The sequence below is a fragment of the Sphingomonas profundi genome, assembly GCF_009739515.1.
In the GTDB taxonomy this organism is placed as follows: Bacteria; Pseudomonadota; Alphaproteobacteria; order Sphingomonadales; family Sphingomonadaceae; genus Alterirhizorhabdus; species Alterirhizorhabdus profundi.
Window position 1 is genome coordinate 20,011 of sequence record NZ_CP046535.1, and the last position, 17,522, is coordinate 37,532.

Here is a 17,522-nt window from a genome sequence, read left to right on the forward strand (position 1 = left end):
CGTTACAGATCGCTGTTGAGAAAACTCCTTTTCCAACTTGGCATGGTCGGATCAGAGAGCGAGGGCGAAGCCGGCCACGGCCGGGTTCGCCTCGGCCGGCGCGATCGCGGTGTGAACCGCCGTGCCGCAGCCGGGGCACAGATACTGGTGGAGATAGACCGGCTCGTCGACGAACGTATCCGCCGGCGCGCGGACGCCCGGCCCGGCATCGCGCGTGTCGCCGACGATGCGGGCGAGATGAAGCCGGTTCGCATCGTCGCCGAGTTGCTGGCCGCAGTGGCGGCAGGCGACCACCGTGCCTTCTCCGCTCGTGCGCAACAGCAGATTGTCGTCGATGAGATGGCCGTCGATCGATCGATCGAGACCGGCCAGTGCCTCGGCCGGCCGTGCGTCGTCGCGGCGCTGGACGGCGATGCGATCACGCAGCGTCTCGGTGGCGGCAAGATCGGCCACGCCGTCGGCTAGTACGACGCCGTAGATCGAGCGCGCGGCGAGCTCGCTCACGAGGCCGTCGGTCACGTCGTCCGCCACGGCGGCGGGTTCGCGCTTCAGCGGGTCGCCATAGCCGCCGCCGCCCTGGCAGTTCAGGTAGAGCAGGTCGCCCGGCTCCAGAACGCTCTCGGCGAAGCATTGGGTGATCTCGGCCGAGCCCGGCAGGTCGGCGAGGCTCGACGGGATCCGCCCCGCCCCGAGGCTTTCGCCGATGCCCGCGCCGTGGACGATCACGTCATAGCCCAGGCTGCCCGGATAACCGCCGGCAAGCCCCGCATTCTGTGCGGTCGCCTTGCCTGACGAGGCGAGCGCGACATGGGCGGGCAGCGAGGTGCCGTGCGGCGTGATCGCCACCGCGCAACTGGTGCCGCCGCGCTGGCGGCCGGGGCCGCCGGTGTCGCATTCCTCGCGCCGCCACAGCAGCAGCAGGGGGTAGAGCAGCTCGGTGATTTCGGCGTCGGGCACGCGCCCCATCGGTATGCAGAACAGGCCGCCGGTGCTGATGCCGTCCGCCCGCGTCCGCGCGCCATAACCACCGGCGACGCTTTCCATCACGACGTTGATGAACGGCGTCGGCTGCTCGTGGCGTTCGTCGACGCCGGCCACGCAGGCGAAATTATAGGTGCCGCAGCAGCTCGCCTGCACGTTCTTGCGCAGCTCCACGCTGCGATCGAGCATCTGCGCGAGACATTGCGAGACGATGTTGCCGATCGTCCAGCCGGTGCCGAGCGGCGCGCGGCTGACGCCGGCCGGGAAGGTGGCGTTGGCCATCGTGCCCTCGGGCGCGATGATGTCGAAGCAGCGCATCAGCCCGCCCGCCGACCACGGGATGTCGCCCGCCAGCATCGGCAGGAAGGCCAGCATGATGCCGCCCCGGCAGCCGCCATACGTGCAGTTGATGACGCCGACCTGCGCGTCGGTGCCGGTGAAGTCGAAGGTGAGGTGATCGTCCTTCTTGGTCATGGTCAGCTGCACGCGGTGCGATGCGCGGTCGCCTTCATAGGCCTGATCCTGGTAGCCGGTGGCGGTCCAGCTGCCGTCGGGCGCCATCCGCAGCTTCTCGCGCAGGCGGTGTTCGGCGTCGTTCATCATACGCTTCATGACCGCCTTGACGACGTCCGGCCCATATTGCTCGATGACGCTCGCCAGGCGCTTGCGGCCGATATTGTTGGCGCCCACCTTCGCGCGCAGATCGAGCCCGATGATCATCGGCACGCGCGACCGGCGGATCCAGAGATCGAGCACGTCGCGCTGCAACTCGCCGCCGCGCACCACCTTGACGGGCGGCGTCGGCAGCGATTCCGCGAACACGTCGCCGTTGCCGATCGGGTGCGATCCGATCGCCGATCCGCCGAGATCGGGCTCGTGGCAGATCGCGCTGGTCCAGGCGAACAGCTGCCCCTCGTGGAAGATCGGCTGGAAGACCAGCACGTCGCTCTGGTGAAGGCCGCCGCCGACCCACGGATCGTTGCAGAGGAACATGTCCCCCTCCTCGATCCCCGGATTGTCGGCACGGTTCTGGAGCGTCCACGACAGAGCGAGGTCGATCGCGCCGACCAGCATCGTGTTGTAGAGGCCGACCTGCACCTGCTGGCCCATCTCGTCATTGATCGTGAAATCGAAATCGTTGGCGTCGGTGACGATCGGCGAACCCGACATGCGCTTCAGCGTCTCGCCCATCTCCTCGGTGACGGACCACAGGCGATGGCGCACGACTTCGTAGGTCAGCGGGTCCAGCGCATCGATCTGCGCCTGCGTGACGCTGTGGACCCTGAGCTTGCTCGGCAGCGAGCGGCGCAGCGTCTCGGGATCGACGGGGCGGCTGACGAAGCCTTCCGAGCCGGGGATCATCAGGCGAAACTCCTCTTTGATGCCAGCGGCACGACCTTGCGTCGCGTCTCGATGTGAAGATTGCCGAAGCGATCGATCTCGCCGCGCATGCCGTCCGGCACGACGACCGAGGTGGTCGGCACCTGGATAACGGCGGGTCCCTCGATCAGATGGCCGGCGCGCAGCAGGCGATAATCGTAGATCGGCGTCGAGACGAAGCCCTTGCGCCCATCGAGACAGACCAGGCGGCGTTCCGCGAGCGCGGAGGAGGGGTCTTCACCCGGCGCCGGCGCCAGTTCCTCGAAATTGGGCTCCACCTTCAGCACGCCGACGCCGCGCACGCGGAAGGTGATGCCGTGGATGCCCGCCTCGCGGAAGCCGCTGCCCTCGCCGTAGAGGCGCGCATAGCGCCGCTCGAACTCGGCGACGCTCTCCTCGACGGCGGCGGTGTCGAGGCTGCCGGCGGCGACCGGAGCCGTGACCTCGCCCAGCTGAAGCCCGTAGCGCATGTCGATCTCGCGATGCACTTCGACGCGATCGAGGGGGATGCCCTGGCGCTTCAGCGCGTCCAGAACCTCGGTCTCCAGCCGCGCGAAATTGGCTTCGACGCGCGCCGGATCGAACGGCGCCGTCATCGGATCGGAATGTTCGCGGACGAGCACGATGTCCGACACGGCAAGGCCGAAGGCTGAGAAGGCCGACGCCACCGGACCCAGCGGCACCACCACCTGGGTGACGCCGACCTCCGCCGCATAGGCCGCGCAATGCGCCGGACCGGCGCCGCCAAAGGCGTAGATGGTGAAGTCGCGCGGATCGTAGCCGCTTTCCACCACGATCTTGCGCAGAAGGTCTCCGGTCTGGGCATTCTGCACGGCGTGGATCGCGGCCGCCGCATCCTCGACGGACAGGCCAAGCGGCTCGGCGATACGGGTGCGGATCGCTTCGATCGCCAGATCCTTGCGGATCGGCCGCAGCCCGCCGAGCAGGCCGGTCTCGGGCAGGATGCCGAGAACCAGATTGGCGTCGGTGTTGGTCGGTTCGGTGCCGCCCGCGCCGTAGCAGGCCGGGCCGGGGCTCGCCTGCGCGGAGGCGGGGCCGACATGGAGGTTGCCGCCCGTGTCGATCCAGGCGATCGCGCCGCCGCCCGATCCGATCGCCTCCACCCGCAAGGTCGGCACGTTGACCGGGAACTGGTTGACGATCGTCGCCGAGGCCCGCACCGGCTCGCCATCGACGACGAGACCGGCGAGGAAGGTGGTGCCGCCGACGTCCGTGGCGATCACGTTCCTGTGGCCCAGCCGCTCGGCGAGGTGGACGCAGCCGACCACGCCGCCCGTGAGAACCCCGCCGATCGTGGTGATCGCGGACGCCGCCGCCTCGCCCGCCGCGATCGCGCCGCCCGAGCTCTGCATGACGAGCAGCGAGCCCCGCAGGCCGCGCCCGCGCAACTTGTCCTCAAGCTCGGCCAGGTAGAGCGCGAGGCCCGGGCCGATCTGCGTGCTCATGATCGTGGTCGAATGTCGCGCGAACTCGCGGATGCGCGGGCTTACCTCGGAGGAGAGGGCGACGAACACGTCCGCGTCCTGCTCGCGGATCAGCTCCCGCAGGCGCTGCTCGTGCGCCGGATTGCGGAACGCCCACAGGAGCGAGACGGCGATGGCGCGGACACCCTGGGCCAATATGTCGCGGATGACGCCGCGCGCCTGCTCCTCGTCCAGCGCCACGACGACGGTGCCGGCGCGATCGATACGCTCGACCACCTCGCGGGCGAGGCGGCGGGGTACGATGCCGCGCGGCTTGGCCTGGCGCATCACGTCCTGCAATTCGTGCTGCGGCCGGCCGAGATAGCGGCCCTCCACATTCATGATGTAGATCGCGTCGCGATGGCCGATCGTGGTGATGAAGCCCACATCGGGCACCTTGCCCATGACGAGCGCGTTCAGCGACGAGGTCGTCCCGTGCGCGATATAGTCGGTATCGCCCAGCAGCGCCTCGGTGGTGATGCCGAGTTCGGCCGCGAGGATCTCCACCGCGTTCAGCACGCCTTCGCCGTAATCGGGCGGGGTGGACGGGGTCTTGGCCGAAACCATGCCGCCTTCCGCGCTGATGGCAACCGCATCGGTAAAGGTGCCGCCGACGTCGATGCCGATCACATGGCCCATCTCGATCCTCTCTCGGCATTCAACGTGCCGGAACGATAGTGTTGTTTATTCGACGCTAATGTCAATAGCGCTTGATGTCTGTGCCGGGCGTCATGCCGGCACTTATGCGGAAACCCCGGTCGGATCGGCGGCGGCGGCCTCGTCGCGCAGCCGCGCGGCGATGATGTCGCGCATCATCGGCTTCGACACCTTGCCAGATGTCGTTTCGGGCAACGTGTCGACCATCTCGATCCGCTCCGGCCATTTGAACTTCGCCAGGCCGTGCGCCTCCAGGAACGCGCCGATGTCCCCGAGCGTCACGGCCGTCATGCCGTCCCGCGCGACGACGAACGCGCATAACCTCTGGCCGTAGAGTGGGTCCGGCATCGCGACGCAGGCGGCGGCGCCGATCGCCGGATGGAGGATCAGGGCGTTCTCCACCTCGGCGCAGTTGATCTTCTCGCCCCCGCGATCGACCACATCCTTCACGCGACCCTCGAACACGAGGTAGCGATCGCCCCCGATCGCGGTGACGCGCATCAGATCGCCCGAGCGATAGAAGCCGTCCTGGGTGAAAGCTTCGTCGTTGCGCTCGGGCGCGTCGTAATAGCCCCGGATCGTGCACGGCCCGCGCACCAGCAACTCGCCGATCTCGCCCTCCGCCACGTCGGTCTCGGTGCCCGGCGTAACGAAGCGAAGCTCGTCGTGCGGCGAGGTCGGCCGCCCGACCGTCGCATCGGCGGCGGCGACCGGATCCTGGCGACGCACGAAGGCGAGCAGCCCTTCGGTCATCCCGAAAATCGGCAGGCACGGCGCGCCGACCATCTCGCGCAGCGGACCCGCGCTGTCGGTGACGACGAAGCCGAACACATTGTCGAACGACAGGCGGTCCACCGCGCCATTCTCTTTCAGGCGGAGCATGTGGACCTTGGCGAGCGCGATCCACGTCGGTCGCCGCTCGGCCAGCACATGCTCGATCTCGGCGAGCGACGGCCCGCCGGCGATCGCCACCTCGCCGCCCAGCATCAAGGCCGGCATCCAGTAGCAGGACATCGGCGCGTTGTGCATGAGCGGGTTGGGCGTGAACGACACGATGTCGCGATCGAAGCCCAGCCAGTCGATCACCGTCTGGATGGTGTAGCGATATTCGTTGCTGAAACGCGGGATGATCTTGGGCACGCCGCTGGTGCCGCCGGAAAGCTGGAACAGCGCGACCTGATAAGGATCGTGGTCGATGCCGGCGACCAGCGCCTTCGCCTCCTCCGCATCCTCGGCCTCGATCAGCCGCTCGAACGATGTCGCGCCTTCCATGTCGCCCGTCGCGCGAACGGTAAGCACCTGCGCGACGCTGGGCACGATGGCCTGCATCCCGCGCGCGAAGGCCACCATGTCGAAGCGGAAATCGTCCGCATGGACGAAGTGGAGCTTCGCCGCCGAATGGTTGCCGAGATAGCCAATCTCCTGCGCGCGGTGCGCCGCGAGCGTGCAGACGGGAATGACGCCGAGCTTCAGGCACGCGAAGACGGCGTAGACCAGCTCCTTGCAGTTCCGCATCTGGAACAGCGCGCGGTCGCCGGGGCGCAGGCCGAGCCGGTGGAGCGCGGCGGCCCCGCGATCCGTGATCGTCTGCAACGCGCGGTAGGTGATCTCCACGCCGGGTTCCGACAAGGCGACGCGATCCGCATGGCGATCGAAGCTGGCGGAGAAGGCGGCGATCAGCGGCTCGTCGGTCAGCACGCCCTCTCGGACATAATGATCGATGGTGGCGTCATCCATGTAGACGACGCCCGGCATCGGGCTTCGGACACGGGTCATGCGGGGCTCCTCAGGTCCACGCCGTTCGCCTGCGCGTCGGCCAGCAGCAGATCGCGCAGCGCTTGGGGCACGGGTCGCGACGTCCAGGCCTCGGCCGCGCGGCAGATGAAGGTGAGTTCGGCGTCGAAGATCGGCTGCCCGCCCTTCGCCGCGGCGATCGCCAGCGAGAAGGTGGACGTGCTGATCCGGATCGGGCGCACGGCGAGATCGACCATGTCGCCGGGATACAAGGGCGCATGATGGACGATCGACGCGGCCTTCATCGGTGCGGGCGCCATCTCGTGATCGATCGCCAGCCGGCGCGCGCGATAGAGGTCGTAGGTCCAGAGCGCGTAGAGATAATAGTTGCCGGCGAAGACGACGCCTGCCGGGTCGCAGTCCGCCCAGGCCACCTGCCGCCGCGCGACGAACGGCGCGGTCGAGACGATGCCGTCGATCGCCTCGATCATGATGTCGCGGCCATGCTGGCGCGACTGTCGCGATAGAGGCGGGCGAAGCTCGGCGCATAGCTTTCCAGCCGCGCATCGTCGACGCGGCCGGTGCGGGTCATGAAGTCGTAGGCGAAGTCGATCGGCTGTTGCGCCATGCCGGTCGCGATCCGCTCATACCATTCGAAGCTGCGCTCGGCCGCCTCGCCGAAGCGGTCGCGGGCCGGCTGGCGCCGCGCCACGAAGGCGGGGAGCGCGTCGGCCACCGCGTCGTTCGCGGCCATCGCCTCGAACAAGGCCTGCGCGTCCTCCATGGCGAGCCGCGTGCCCGATCCGATCGAGAAATGCGCACTGCGGAGCGCGTCGCCGATCAGAACGATATTCGCGTGATGCCAGCGGGCATTGGTGATCGCCGGGAATTGCCGCCAGATCGATCGGTTCTCGATCAGGGGCGCGCCGGCCAGTTCGGGGGCGAACACATCCTCCAGCACCGCGCGGCGATCGGCGTCGCTCATCGCGTCCAGCCCCGCCGCCGTCCACGTCTCGTCGTCACACTCGCCGACGAACGTGCTCATCTCCGGCGTATAGGCATAATAATGCGCGACGAAGCGGCCACCCAGCGCATCGCGGAAGACGAGCGCGTTGGGAGACATGGCGCGGCCCACGCCATACCAGGCGAAATGGTTGGTGAGGATGCGGCATTCCGTGCCGAACGCGTCGCCATGTTCCTGGCGGATGGTCGAGTTCACGCCGTCGGCCGCGACGATCAGGTCGTAGCCGTCGAGATCGCGACTGCTCGCGACGCGCGTGTCGAACGCCACCTCGACGCCGACCTCGCGCGCCGCCTCGCGCAGGATCTGGAGCAGGCGCAGCCGCGCGATGCTGCCGCCGGGCTTGGCATAGTGGATCGGCACGTCGGTGCCGTTGAGGTGGATCACCTGCGCTTCGTCGAAGACCATCGCGGCCGACAGCCGCTCGGTCGTCTCCGGATCCGCCGCCGCCAATTGGCCCAGCGAGCTGCCGCCGAGCGTCACGCCGAAGCCGAAGGTGGCATCGTCCGGGTTCTGCTCGAAGATGCGGACCTGGGCATCGGGCCGGTGCCGCTTGTAGAGGCGGGCGAAGAACAGGCCGCCAGGCCCGCCGCCGACGATCGCGATCCTCATGCGGCGGCGCCTTCGTCGGCGACGATGCGCACCGTGTCGCGGCCGAACTCGGCGATGCGCCCCTCGATCCCGCCGGTGAACGCGCCGTACCAGATCGCCGGCTTGAAGCCGAGTTCGCGCCGGTCGAACACGATGTCTCCATCGCTCGCGATGCGGATGTAGCCGAGCGGAGTGGCGGTCACGCGACAGGCGGAGTTGGCGCGCGCGACATCGGCCAGCGCGCGAAATTCGGGCACGTCGAGAACGTAGATGACGGGCATGTCAGGCGACCTCGTCAAGCTGCGCCGCGACCAGCGCGCCCTTGCGCCGCCACACCGTCTCGATATCGGTCACGGGCGCGCCTCGCTCCTCCTCGATCGCGATTGCCGCCCTGAGCGTCAGTTCCGCGTCCAACCCGTCATGCGTGGTCATCTCGCGCACCTGCCAGGTGAACTCGATCATGTAGCCGTTGGGATCGGTGACGTAGATCGACTCGATGATCTCGTGCCGGACCTGCAGGACCGACAATCCGCGCGCCTCGAGCCGCTCCTTCCACGCGAGCAGCTCGTCCCGCGTCTCCACCCGCCAGGCGGTGTGCACCGATTTGTAGAGCCAGTGGTCCGGCGTGAGCGGGCTCTCGAGCGGCGGGGTGCCGAGATAGTAGAAGAAGGCGATCGTGCTGTCGCGGCCCGCGCCGAAGAACAGGTGGATGAAATCCGGATGATCCTCCGGCCCCCAGCCCACCGCCGAGATGGCGTGGACGATCGGCAAGCCGAGAATGTCGTTGTAGAACTCGACCGTCTCCTTGAGCTTCCAGGTCGGCCGCGCCGTGTGATGCACGCCACCCAGGACCGTCGGCACCTCTGACATTCTTCTTCTCCTCAGCCCTGCGGGACGGCGACGGGGAAGCGAGCGGCGAGCCAGTCGCCCATCGCCTCGCCCACCTGTCGCTTGGGATTGGGTGCGCCTTCCGCGAGCGGCCGGCCGTGATGATCGCCGGCGAAGGCGACGCGGCTCTTGTCGGCCGCGCCGATCATGTCGAACAGCGCGTCCACCTCGCTCGGGAAGGTGGAGGCATCGCCGGTATATTCGATCAGCAGGGTAGGCTGCTCGATCGCGGGCGCGCACCGGGCCATCGACGCGTTGGAGCATAGTCCCGACCAGGTCGACAGCCAGCTCTCGGGCGTGCAGGTGCGGCCGAAGCCGATGCTGCCGTAATTGGATGCGAAGGGGTCGCTCCCCCAGAGCGAGCCGGGGTGGCGATCGGACGGATCGATGCCCAGATCCCAGCAGCGCAGGTCCGCATCGGTGCGCCACACCGGGAAGATCGGCGTGTGCGCGGCGCTCGCCCGATCGTGCGGCGTACCCGTGCCGTCCTTGATGCGCCGGCGCGCCTCTGCCCGCCGGCGGACATGATCGAGCGCGAAGGCGTCGATCCGCGCGATCCGGGCGCGTTGCGCCGCGCGATAGCGTGCGACGAAATCGGGCGCGTAGCGGGCGCCGCCGCTCGGCGCGTAGCCGTTCGCCGCGGCGAACGGATCGAGCGCGGGATCGACCGAGAAGGCATCGCCCTCGTCCGTCACCGAAGGATCGATGCCGTTCATCAGCAGCGCGCCCTGGCCGAGATGGGTCGAGACGAAGATCAGTCCGTCCGGCACCGGCAGGTCGGCGCTTTCCAGCCTGGTCGGCCGACCGCCGGGCGTCCGGGCGATGCGCCGTTCGCCCGGCAGCAGCGCCTGCTGGTTGTAGAACGCCCAGAGCGGCCCGCCGCCCGAATTGCCCACCGCGACGATCCGCTGGAAGCCGCGCGCGCGCAGGAAGGTCAGCGCCGCCGCCAGATCGTAGAGCGCCATCTCATGTTCGAGGCGGATGTCGTTGCCGGTCAGGCGCGGCGCCTGCAGGAACACCGCCACGCCGGCCGCTGCGAGTTCCGCCGCCAGATAGTGTGGCACCAGATGCTCGCGCGGATGGGCGATCACCGCCACCGTCGTCTCGCCGCCCCTCGCCAGCAGGAAGCCGCTGACGATCTGCTTGTCCTGCGTGGGCAGCGGATGCGCCGTCAGCCGCACGCCGTCGGGCAGGCGCGCCGGATCCCAGAAGGCGCCGCGCAGGCCGGCGGTCGGCGTCCGGCCGGTCACTGCGCCATCGCACGCGCCGGCTGGCGGGTATAGCGACCGCTCAGCAGCGCGCCGGCATCGGGCGCGATCGTTTCGAGGCCGAGTTCCTCCAGCATCCGGAAGGCGGTGCAGACCGCCGCCGAGACCACCGGCTTGCCGACCGCGTCCTCCACCGCCGGCAGCACGGCGAGAGACGGCATCTGCACGCAGGCCGAGAGCACCAGCGCGTCCACCTGCGACAGGTCGAGCGATTTCGCGATCCCGATCAGCTTGGCCGGATCGTGCCGCCCCACCGCCAGATTGTCCTCGATCTGGAGCGATATCCGATCGAGCACGGACACGCCTTCCGCCTCGATATAGTCCACCACCATCGCGGTCAGCGGCTGCATATAGGGTGTGATCACGGCGACCTTGCGCGCGCCTATCGCCTGCAGTCCGTCGATCAGCGCGCCCGCGCTGGTGACGACCGGCGCCGCTCCGCCATTCTCCACCGTGCGGCGGTGCAGCCGCTGCTGCGAGGTGCGGTGATAGCCGTGCCCCATGCTCATGATGGCGACGAGGCAGGCATAGCCCATCACGTCCACGCGCGCGTCGGACAGTTCCAGCGCGCAACGGTCGGAATCGCCGTCCATCGCCGCCAGTTCCTCACGCGTGACCTTCTTCATCCGCATCCGGCTGGAGTGGAAGGTGAAGCGTTCGTCGGGGCGCATCGCCTCGCGCGCCCGCAGGATGGCGGGGATCTCGGTCTCCATGGTGGTGTTGGAGCTCGGCACGATCTGACCGATCCTGAACGTCCTGCCCACCACGCTCTCTCCGCCCGTTGTTCTACGCTGGTGTCGAAAATACTACGCACGCGTGAGTTGTCAACATTGGTGTCGGAAGTTCGTGAAAGTCGTTGACCGCATCGCGGCGCCCCGGAAGAAGCCGGGTAGGAGCAAGCGGGAGGCGAGATTGGCGACACGCAATGCGGGGCGGAAGGCGGAAGGCCGCGAGGGGCCGGTCAACAAGCGCCGCCAGCTCGTCGATGGCGAGATCTACAATGTCGCGACCGAGCTGTTCACCCGAAAGGGCTATGGCAATACCAGCCTGCAGGACATCGCCGACGCGATGGGGCTTAGCCGCCCGTCGCTCTACCATTATGTGCGCAGCAAGGAGGACATCCTCGCGCGGCTGGTCAAGGATTTCACGGAGGTGCGGGCCGCCGAGCATTCCACCGTCACCACCGATCCGGCGCTCGATGCGCCGGCCAAGCTGCGTCATCTCGTGGCTTCGACGGTGCAACCTATCGCCGAGCACCCGCTGCGCTTCCGCCTGCTCGACCGGAGCGAGAACGATCTGCCGGCGGAGATGCTGAAGAAGCATCGCGCCGGCAAGCGCGCCGTCCGCGACGCGTTCGTTAGCGTGGTGGCCGAAGGCACGCGCACCGGGCGGTTCCGGCCGGTCGATCCGGTGTCGACCGCGTTCGCGTTGATCGGCATGTGCACGTGGGTCGCCTGGTGGTTCAACCCGGCCGGGCAGGAGGATGTCGCCCGGGTGGTGGCATCGATCACCGATCTGGCGCTGCAATCCGTGCTGGCGGGCGGCACCGACGTGGCGCCCGCCGGCCCCGCCGTCGCGCTCAGGACGATCCGCCACCAGCTGGACATCGTCGAGGCGGCGCTCGGGCCGCTCGATCAAGCCTGACGCGACCGATCGAGCGGCAACGGAAAGAAGCCGTTGCCGCCGCGCCCACTTGGCGCCACGCGATCGAGGCGCGATGTAGACGGCCGCATGCGACAGCCGACCGCAGACAGTTCCGCCTTACCGCTGCCGGACGGGCTGCTCGGACGATTGCGCGCGATCGTCGGGCGACGCCATCTTCTGACCGCGGATCGGCAGACGAGGGCGTTCCGGATCGGCTACCGCTTCGGTGGCGGGCCGGTGCTGGCGGTGGCCGTGCCCGGCACGCTGGTCGAGCAGTGGCGGGTGGCGGTGGCATGCCACGCGGCGGGCGTCATCATCATCCCGCAGGCCGCCAATACCGGCCTGACCGGCGGATCGACCCCGGTTGCCGAAGGCTATGATCGGCCGGTCGTGATCCTCAGCACCCGGCGGCTGAAAGGCATCCGGCCGATCGAGGACGGGGCACAGGTCGTGTGCCTCGCGGGCGCCAGCCTGTTTGAGCTGGAGCGGGTGCTGGCGCCGCTCGGCCGGCAGCCGCATTCGGTGATCGGCTCGTCCTGTATCGGCGCCTCGGTGGTGGGCGGCATCTGCAACAATTCGGGCGGCGCGCTGGTCGAGCGCGGCCCCGCTTATACCGAGTGGGCGCTTTATGCCCGCGCCGAGCCCGATGGCACGCTGACCCTGGTCAACCATCTCGGGATCGCGCTTGGCGGCGACCCGGAGACGATCCTGTCACGGCTGGAGGCAGGCGCGTTCGGCCCGGCCGACATCGTCCGCGATGACACCCGGCGCGCATCCGACGCGGGCTATGCCGCGCATGTCCGCCAGGTCGACGCGGCTACGCCCGCCCGCTTCAACGCCGATCCGCATCGGCTGCGCGAGGCGTCGGGCTCGGCCGGGCGGCTGATCGTGTTCGCGGTCCGGCTCGATACCTTCCGCCAGGATCTGGACCCCGCCGTCTTCTACATCGGCGCGAACGATCCGGCGACGCTCACCGCGCTCCGCCGCGATATCCTGTCCGGCTTCTCGACGCTGCCCGTGACGGGCGAATATATCCATCGGGACGCGTTCGACATCGCCGCCGTGTACGGCAAGGATGTGTTCCTCGCAATCGAGCGGCTCGGCACGCACCGCCTGCCGGCGCTCTTCGCGATGAAGGCGAGGGTGGACACGATAGCGGCGCGGTTCGGCCGGCTGGGCGCGGGCCTGAGCGACCGGCTGCTCCAGGCCGCCAGCCGGCTGTTCCCGCAACATCTCCCGTCCCGGATGCGCGCCTTTCGCGATCGGTTCGAGCATCACCTCATCCTCAGGATGCAAGGGTCGGGCGTGGCCGAGGCGCGCGCCTATTTCGCCGACCGCTTCGATCGGGCGGGCGTGGATGCGGACGTCTTCGAATGTACCGCCGAGGAAGCGCGCAAGGCCTTCCTCCATCGGTTCGCGGTCGCCAGCGCGGCCGTGCGCTACCATGCCGTGCATGCGCGCCGATCCGGCGGCATCGTCGCGCTCGACATCGCGCTCCCGCGCAACACGCTCGACTGGGTGGAGACGCTTCCGCCCGCGATCGAGCGTCGCATCGCGCACAAGCTCTATTACGGACACTTCTTCTGCCAGGTGTTCCACCAGGACTATCTGGTCCACGCCGGCGTCGATCCGCATGCGCTGGAGGCGGAGATGCTGCCGCTGCTGGATGCGCGCGGCGCCGAATATCCGGCGGAGCACAATGTCGGCCACCTCTACGTCGCCAAGCCGGCGCTCGCCGCCTTCTATCGCGCTCTCGATCCGGCGAACGCGTTCAATCCGGGCATCGGCCAGACCTCGCGCAAGGCGAACTGGTCCTGACGGCGCGACGTTGACCTTCCTACGATAGTGTGGAAATGTCGACGTAACCGTAGAGCAATCGGGATCGACGCGGATATCGTCGGCGTCGCGCTGGAGAGTGATGATGCGATATGCGTGGAACGCCTGGTACATGGCGGCGTGGAGCGCGGAGGTCGGCGGGACGATGCTGGCGCGCCGCCTGCTCGATATCCCGATCGTCCTGTTCCGCGACGAGCATGGCGAGGCGGCGGCGTTGCAGGATCGGTGCCCGCATCGCTTCGCCCCGCTGCATCTCGGCCGGGTGACGAACGGCACGGTGCAGTGCGCCTATCACGGCCTCCATTTCGATCGCACCGGCGCCTGCGTCCTCAATCCCAGCGGTGACGGCCATGTGCCCGCGCAGGCCAGGGTGCGCGCCTTCCCGATCGAGGAGCGTCACCATATCGTGTGGATCTGGATGGGCGATCCGGCGCTGGCGGATCCGTCGCTCATCCCCAATTTCTCCTGCATTCCCGAGCAGCCCGGCGAGAACGCGAATATCGGCAACGTGCTGCATGTCCAGGCGAACTACCTGCTTGAAATCGACAACCTCATGGATCTGTCGCACGTCAACTATCTGCATTTCGGCACGCTCGGCAACGAGAGCATGCGCGCGTGCAAGGTCAAGGTCAGCGAACAGGACGGCGCGATCCGGGCCGATCTGTGGATGCCGTCGACGATCGCGCCCACCTACAGCCCGATCGCCGGCCAGACCTGCGACCAGTGGACCAACATGGTGTGGATGGCGCCCACCAGCATGCGGCTGGAATATGGATCGGTGGCGCCCGGTGCCGAGCCCGTGCAGCGCGGCGAGGACATCGCGGTTCACATCGTCACGCCCGAAACGTGGCGGACGACGCACTATTTCTACGGCACATGCGGCGTCTTCGGTCCCGACGACAAGGCCATGGCCGATCTGATCCGCGGCGCGCAGACCAGCGCCTTCGTGACGGAGGACAATCCGATGATCGAGGCGGTTGACGCGGCGATGGACGGCGCCGACCTCTGGTCGCTGCGCCCCGCCATCCTGCCCGGCGACGTCGCGGCGGTGCGTGTCCGCCGGGAGATCGAGCGGATGATCCGGCGCGACAACATGCCGCCCGCGCCGGAGAGCGACGCTGCCGCGACGCCGGGGTTGCAGCTCGCCTGAGCGTCGGTCGCGTCCAGGCGGCGGGCGCCTACATGGCCGGCGAGAATGGCGAACGCAGGCAGGCCCGCTCCATCAGCGGCAGCACATCGCGCACGAAGTGCTGCATGCCGGCCACATAATCCACCCAGGTCAGCAGCACGCCGCCTATCCCGCACTCGGCCAGCAACTCCAGGCGCTCCGCGATCCGGTCGGCGGTGCCCACCAGGGGAAAGCCGCCCGCGCCCGCCACGAAGCGCTGGCGAAAGGCGGCAAGCGCCTCCCGCGGCATCAGCTGCGTCTGTTCCTGCTGCGCCTTCATCCACGCGTCCGCCGCATCCCTGTCCTCATATTCGACCGAGTAGCGGTGGAGGTAGCGTTCGGCGGCATCCTGATCCTCGTCCTGCACGACGAAGGCGTTGGTCCAAATCTGGATGTCGCGACCGAACTCCTCGCGCGCCATCGTCTTGTACGCGTCCACCTGCTCGCGGATCTTCTCCGGCCGTTCGGACTTGATGATGACGAAGCACATGTCGGCATATTCGCATGCGAAGCGCTGCCCGCGCGCCGATCCGCCGGCATTCATGATCGGCGGACGCGGCCGCTGGACGGGCTTGGGAAGCGAGATGCCCTCCAGCACGGTGAAGAACTTGCCGGCGAAATCGAATGCCTGATCGTCCCGCCACAACCGCTCGACGATCTCGGTCCACTCGGCCAGATGATCGTATCGCTGGTCGTGCTCGCGCAGCGCCGCGCCGAACATCTCCAGTTCGGGCTTGTTCCAGCCGCCGACGACGTTCAGCCCGAACCGGCCGCCCGAGATGAGATCGACGGTCACCGCCTGCTTGGCGGCGAGGATCGGATGGATGGTCGGCGCGTGCGAGGTGGCGAACACGGCGGAATGACGCGTCGCCTGGGCGATCCCCGCCGCCCAGGTGAACGGCTCCATGACGTGGCCGGTGATATGATCCGGCTGGCCGGCGACATAGCCCTTCCAGCGGGCATAAGGAACGATCGCCTCGAAGCCGGCATCGTCGGCGATCCGCGCGGTCTCCACCGATGAGGCCCATGTCGCGACATAGGCTTCGGGCACCGTCGTCAGCGCCGCGCCCTTGCCGTTGGTGCAGAATATGCCGACCTTCATCCGGTTGGCGTTGAAGATGGGGTTCGCGGTCATGCGGGTCTCCTCCGGGCGGTGGCGCGGATCAGCGGGTCGCGATCAGGTCGGGCGCGGCATCGGACGCTAGCAGGCGGCGAAGCGCGACCTTGTCGATCTTGCCGGTGGCGCCGAGCGGGATCGCCGCATAGGCGATCCGCTCCGGCAGCCACCATCTGGGTACAAGCGGCGTCAGGTGATCGATCAGCCCGGCGGGGCTCGGCCGATCGTCGCCGGTCTCCACCACCAGCAACGGCCGCTCGCCCCATGTCTCGTCGGGAACCGCGATCACCGCGGCGCGCAGGACCTGCGGGTGGCTCATCGCCATGTTCTCGAGATCGATCGAGGAGATCCACTCGCCGCCGGATTTCACCACGTCCTTGGCGCGATCGACGAGCCGGATGAAACCCTGCGGATCGATCACGGCGATGTCGCCGGTATCGAAGAAGCCGTCTCCGTCCAGCGCGGTCGCGCCAGCGCCGAAATATGTGTCGACGACGATCGGGCCGCGTATCTTGAGCAGCCCAGCGCTGACCCCGTCGCACGGCAGGGCATGGCCGCCTTCATCGACGACCTTGGCGGTGTTCGGAAACACGATACGGCCCTGCACGCTCTTGCGCGTGACGATCGCCTCGCGGGTCAGCGCGCCCTCGTCGCCGACCGGCGCGGTCATCGCGGCGAGAGGCGAGGTCTCGGTCATGCCCCAGCCTTGAACGATCTCCACGCCACGCGCCTCGAACGCCTCGATCAGCGCGCGGGAGACGGCGGACCCGCCGATCAGCATGCGGCGCAGCGTCGTCAGCGAGGCGCCGGTCTCCTCCAGATGGCGGAGCAGCCCCTGGCAGACCGTGGGCACGCCCGCCGCGAACGTGACGCCTTCGCGTTCCATCAGCCTGTGGAGCGATGCGCCGTCCAGCCGCGGGCCGGGCAGGACCAGGCCCGCGCCGGTCATCGGCGCGATGAAGGGCAAGCCCCAGGCATTGGCGTGGAACATCGGGACGATCGGCAGCACCGTATCGGTCGTGCGGAGCGCCAGCCCGTTCGGCTGATTGGCGGTGATCGCGTGAAGAAAATTGGATCGGTGGGTGTAGAGCACGCCCTTCGGATCGCCGGTCGTCCCGGAGGTGTAGCAGAGCCCGGACGGCGTCAGCTCGTCGAAGCCGCCCCACGCCACATCCTCCCGTCCTTCCGCCAGGAATTGCGCGAACGTCATGGCCGGCGTGCCGCCGATCGTGGCGGCGACATCGTCCGCGCCGGCAACCACCAGCAATTCGATCGCGGGCAGGGCGGGCAGGATGGCCGTGACCAGCGGGACGAACTGCGGGTCGAGGATCAGGATGCGGCCACCGCCGTGCGCGGCGATCCAGGCGACCTGATCGGGATGAAGACGCGGGTTGAGCGTGTGCGCGACGGCACCGATGCCCATCGCCCCGTACCAAGCGACGAGATGATCGTCGCTTTTCCACAGCAGGGTGGCGATCCGGTCCGTGCGGCGGATACCGCGCACCAGCAGCGCGGCGCTCATCCGCCGGGCATCGCGCGCGACATCGGCGTAGGTACGGCGCAGCACCGCGCCATCCGCCGCGATCGACACGACCGGCCGGTCGGCATGAGCCGATGCGGCATGGGCGATGATCGTGTCCAGCGTCATCGCCCAGCCCTGCATCGCCCCGGGCAGCGATGCGTCGCAGGTCTCGCTCGGCGGGTTCGTCACGCGCACCGCATCCTCTCTTCTCTCGCCGCAGCGTCGCGGAAG

14 protein-coding genes are annotated in these 17,522 nt (G+C 68.5%); 3 read left to right on the forward strand and 11 right to left on the reverse strand.

Annotated features, from left to right (window positions below; all coding sequences use genetic code 11):
- Positions 1-51 precede the first annotated feature (51 nt).
- The 9 genes from GNT64_RS00100 to GNT64_RS00130 form a co-directional block, all read right to left on the reverse strand.
- Positions 52-2,343, reverse strand: coding sequence for a hydantoinase B/oxoprolinase family protein (locus GNT64_RS00100; RefSeq protein ID WP_156677687.1), 2,292 nt, complete (start codon positions 2,341-2,343; stop codon positions 52-54).
- Complete coding sequence (locus GNT64_RS00105) at positions 2,343-4,484, reverse strand: hydantoinase/oxoprolinase family protein (RefSeq protein WP_156677688.1); 2,142 nt, start codon at positions 4,482-4,484, stop codon at positions 2,343-2,345. Before GNT64_RS00105 ends, GNT64_RS00100 begins: the two co-directional genes overlap by 1 nt.
- Positions 4,485-4,586: 102 nt before the next feature.
- On the reverse strand, positions 4,587-6,278 hold the full coding sequence (locus tag GNT64_RS00110) for an AMP-binding protein (protein WP_197277193.1): 1,692 nt from the start codon (positions 6,276-6,278) through the stop codon (positions 4,587-4,589).
- Positions 6,275-6,727 carry an acyl-CoA thioesterase gene (locus tag GNT64_RS21445; RefSeq protein ID WP_197277194.1) on the reverse strand — a complete coding sequence of 151 codons (453 nt, stop codon included), beginning with the start codon at positions 6,725-6,727 and terminating at the stop codon, positions 6,275-6,277. The genes GNT64_RS00110 and GNT64_RS21445 overlap by 4 nt, the downstream gene beginning before the upstream one ends.
- Positions 6,724-7,869: an FAD-dependent monooxygenase gene (locus tag GNT64_RS00115; protein WP_156677690.1), complete on the reverse strand. Its 1,146-nt coding sequence runs from the start codon at positions 7,867-7,869 to the stop codon at positions 6,724-6,726. The genes GNT64_RS21445 and GNT64_RS00115 overlap by 4 nt, the downstream gene beginning before the upstream one ends.
- Entirely contained in the window at positions 7,866-8,129 is a 264-nt protein-coding gene (locus GNT64_RS21450; RefSeq protein WP_197277195.1) for a hypothetical protein, read from the reverse strand. The genes GNT64_RS00115 and GNT64_RS21450 overlap by 4 nt, the downstream gene beginning before the upstream one ends.
- A 1-nt stretch (position 8,130) precedes the next feature.
- The gene (locus GNT64_RS00120; protein ID WP_197277196.1) at positions 8,131-8,718 is read right to left on the reverse strand and encodes a VOC family protein; all 588 of its coding nucleotides are present in this window, start codon (positions 8,716-8,718) and stop codon (positions 8,131-8,133) included.
- 11 nt (positions 8,719-8,729) lie between these two features.
- Positions 8,730-9,986: an alpha/beta hydrolase gene (locus GNT64_RS00125; protein WP_156677691.1), complete on the reverse strand. Its 1,257-nt coding sequence runs from the start codon at positions 9,984-9,986 to the stop codon at positions 8,730-8,732.
- Positions 9,983-10,771 (reverse strand): maleate cis-trans isomerase family protein, encoded by a 789-nt coding sequence (locus tag GNT64_RS00130; protein WP_156677692.1) that lies wholly within the window; start codon positions 10,769-10,771, stop codon positions 9,983-9,985. Before GNT64_RS00130 ends, GNT64_RS00125 begins: the two co-directional genes overlap by 4 nt.
- A 145-nt stretch (positions 10,772-10,916) precedes the next feature.
- On the opposite strand from GNT64_RS00130, the gene GNT64_RS00135 reads away from it, so the two are divergent.
- From GNT64_RS00135 to GNT64_RS00145, 3 genes are all read left to right on the forward strand, one after another.
- On the forward strand, positions 10,917-11,648 hold the full coding sequence (locus GNT64_RS00135; protein ID WP_197277197.1) for a TetR/AcrR family transcriptional regulator: 732 nt from the start codon (positions 10,917-10,919) through the stop codon (positions 11,646-11,648).
- Positions 11,649-11,735: 87 nt separating this feature from the next.
- A complete protein-coding gene (gene dld, locus GNT64_RS00140) occupies positions 11,736-13,466 on the forward strand; it encodes a D-lactate dehydrogenase (protein WP_156677694.1) in 1,731 nt (576 codons plus the stop codon).
- Between the two features lie 100 nt (positions 13,467-13,566).
- Positions 13,567-14,634, forward strand: coding sequence for an aromatic ring-hydroxylating oxygenase subunit alpha (locus GNT64_RS00145; protein WP_231639150.1), 1,068 nt, complete (start codon positions 13,567-13,569; stop codon positions 14,632-14,634).
- Between the two features lie 28 nt (positions 14,635-14,662).
- On the opposite strand, the gene GNT64_RS00150 is transcribed toward GNT64_RS00145, so the two are convergent.
- Together GNT64_RS00150 and GNT64_RS00155 are read right to left on the reverse strand one after the other, a co-directional pair.
- Positions 14,663-15,787, reverse strand: coding sequence for an LLM class flavin-dependent oxidoreductase (locus GNT64_RS00150; protein WP_156677695.1), 1,125 nt, complete (start codon positions 15,785-15,787; stop codon positions 14,663-14,665).
- A gap of 28 nt (positions 15,788-15,815) precedes the next feature.
- Positions 15,816-17,480 (reverse strand): AMP-binding protein, encoded by a 1,665-nt coding sequence (locus tag GNT64_RS00155; RefSeq protein ID WP_231639151.1) that lies wholly within the window; start codon positions 17,478-17,480, stop codon positions 15,816-15,818.
- Positions 17,481-17,522 lie beyond the last annotated feature (42 nt).